Here is a 2215-nt window from a genome sequence, read left to right as displayed (position 1 = left end):
GGCCCACCCCGCAGGGGCCTCTGGCAAGGGACGTTGCTAGAGTTCGGCGCCGTAGGCCCCCAACGGAACCGTGTGAGGAAGACGAGACGCATGTCGACTGGCAGCCACTCCGGGCGCCCCAAGTCCTGGGTCGCCGTGAGCATCATCTTCATCGGGTTCGTCATCGGCGGCGTCGGCATCGTCATGGGCCCCGACTGGGTCGTCTTCGGGATCGGCGCGGCGGTGACCGTGATCGGCGGCATCGTCGCCCTGGCCGTCGACATCATGACCGACGTCGTCGTCGACGAGCCGCGGCAGTAGCGGTGTTCGGCCGCCCTCCCATCGAGGAGCGGATCGCCGCGCGGCAGCGCGAGCGCGGGCCGCTCAAGGCGGGCCGGGTGTTCCCGCACGCCCCCGCCAAGCTGCTGTTCTTCGTCAGCATGGGGGTCGTGGTGGTCACCCACGTGATCGCGCTCGGGCTGCTCTTCGTCGACTCCGGCCCCTGACCCGGGCTCGGCGGCCGGGGTCAGGGACCGGGGTCCGAGCCGCTCGGCGGGCCGCCGCTCTCCCTGCGGTCGCCCAGGTAGAACAGCCCCACCAGGATGAAGATCACGACGGCCGCCAGGATCGCCAGCACGCCGAACAGAGCCGAACCGGACATGGGACCCACCTTCCTCGCCTCGCGCGGCGCCTCCCCGCTTCCTGCCCGCTGAACGGCGGATCAAAAGGGGGTAAAGAGGAATCCCCGAAGCCCGCGCGGCGGGCCGCCCGCGGGTGCGGGCGGGACGGCGGCGACGTACGGTCGAAGTGATGTGAGCGCCCGCGTCGCCCCGAGCCCGAGGTGGTGGGATGCCCCTGCGACTCGGTGTCGAGGAAGAGTACTTCGTCGTCGACCCCGTCTCCCGCGAGGTCGTTCCCCGGGCCGCCGCCGTGGTGCGGCGAGCCGCCGCCGCGCTCGGCGAGCGCGCCTCCACCGAGCTGGTCGACTTCGTCGCCGAGGCCAAGACCCCGCCGTGCGACGACCTCGGCAAGCTCGACGAGCACATCCGGTCGATGCGGGCGGCGATGGCGGCCGCCGCCGCGGCCGAGGGCGTGCGGCTCGCCGCGACCGGGACGCCCGTGCTGGGCGAGGTGGTCCCCGCGCCGATCAGCGCCGGTCCGCGCTACGCCGAGAGCCGCGCGACCTACCGCGGCCTGGACGACGAGCAGAGCATCTGCTCGTGCCACGTCCACGTCGAGATGCCGGACCGCGAGCGCGCGGTCCAGGTGAGCAACCACCTGCGGCCCTGGCTGCCGACGCTGCTGGCGCTGACGGCGAACTCGCCGTACTGGTGCGGGCGCGACACCGGGCACGCCTGCTGGCGGGTGATGGCGTGGGCGCGGTGGCCGGTCGCGGGCCCGCCGCCGTACTTCGCGTCGGCGGCGCACTACGACGACGTCGTCGGGACGCTGCTCGGCTGCGGCGCCCTGATGGACACCGGCACGATCTTCTGGGACGTGCGGCCGTCGGCGCGGCTGCCCACCGTGGAGGTCCGGCTCGCCGACGTCGCCCCCACCGCGGCGGAGGCCACCGCGTTCGCCGCGCTGGTCCGGGCGCTGGTGCAGGTCTCGGCCGCCGCGGTGGAGGCCGGCGAGCGGGCGCCCGACCCGCCCCAGGAGATGCTCCGCGCGGCGTACTGGCTGGCCGCGCGGGACGGCCTCGCCGGGACGGGCATGGACGTGCGCACCGGCCGGCCCGCCGCGCACCGGGAACTGGCCGGCGAGCTGCTGGCGCACGTGCTCCCGGCGCTGCGCGACGGCGGCGGCCTCGGCACCGTCGCCGGCGGCGTCCGCCGGCTGCTGGCGGACGGGACCGGCGCCGAGCGGCAGCGCGGCGCCTACCGCGGGCGCGGGCGGCTGACCGACGTGGTCGACGCCGCGATCCTGCGCGACCGGTGACCGGCGGGAGCCTCCCGCGGCGTTCACCGGCGGCCCGGAAGCGCTTCGGCGGCCCGCGGAAGCGCTTCGATGATTGGTGCACGCGTTTTCCCGTGTATCGTCCGTTTTTCGACGGCCATCTTCGGGTAGTCGTGGAGTGTTCATCGTCAGGAAAGATCAGCTTGACCTCGGGGGATGCGCGTGCGGGGCCGGTCCCGCGCGATCGTGTCCGCCGGGCACGTTCACCGGGAACACATGAGCCGAGAACAGGACCCCGAACGGAGTGACCGCACCATGACCCTCGCGCCCGGGCGGGCGG

The 2215-nt window shown here is 74.4% G+C and carries 4 protein-coding genes; 3 read left to right on the top strand and 1 reads right to left on the bottom strand.

The features are described 5' to 3' along the window. The first annotated feature begins 90 nt into the window (after positions 1–90). Both E1200_RS32765 and E1200_RS32760 read left to right on the top strand, forming a co-directional pair. The gene (locus E1200_RS32765) at positions 91–300 is read left to right on the top strand and encodes an HGxxPAAW family protein (protein ID WP_131956482.1); all 210 of its coding nucleotides are present in this window, start codon (positions 91–93) and stop codon (positions 298–300) included. A gap of 2 nt (positions 301–302) precedes the next feature. Beyond that, the gene (locus E1200_RS32760) at positions 303–485 is read left to right on the top strand and encodes a hypothetical protein (protein ID WP_131956480.1); all 183 of its coding nucleotides are present in this window, start codon (positions 303–305) and stop codon (positions 483–485) included. Between the two features lie 20 nt (positions 486–505). Here the strand turns inward: E1200_RS32760 and E1200_RS35330 are convergent, their stop codons facing one another. After that, on the bottom strand, positions 506–640 hold the full coding sequence (locus E1200_RS35330; protein ID WP_279485548.1) for a hypothetical protein: 135 nt from the start codon (positions 638–640) through the stop codon (positions 506–508). 188 nt (positions 641–828) lie between these two features. Here E1200_RS35330 and E1200_RS32755 point away from each other — a divergent pair, with 188 nt between their 5' ends. Further along, positions 829–1917 (top strand): glutamate--cysteine ligase, encoded by a 1089-nt coding sequence (locus E1200_RS32755; RefSeq protein WP_131956478.1) that lies wholly within the window; start codon positions 829–831, stop codon positions 1915–1917. The last annotated feature ends 298 nt before the right edge of the window (positions 1918–2215 follow it).

The sequence above is a fragment of the Actinomadura sp. GC306 genome, from assembly GCF_004348665.1.
Lineage (GTDB): Bacteria > Actinomycetota > Actinomycetes > Streptosporangiales > Streptosporangiaceae > Spirillospora.
The sequence above is the reverse complement of the archived record's forward strand: the minus strand, read 5'-3'. Positions and strand labels throughout refer to the sequence as shown.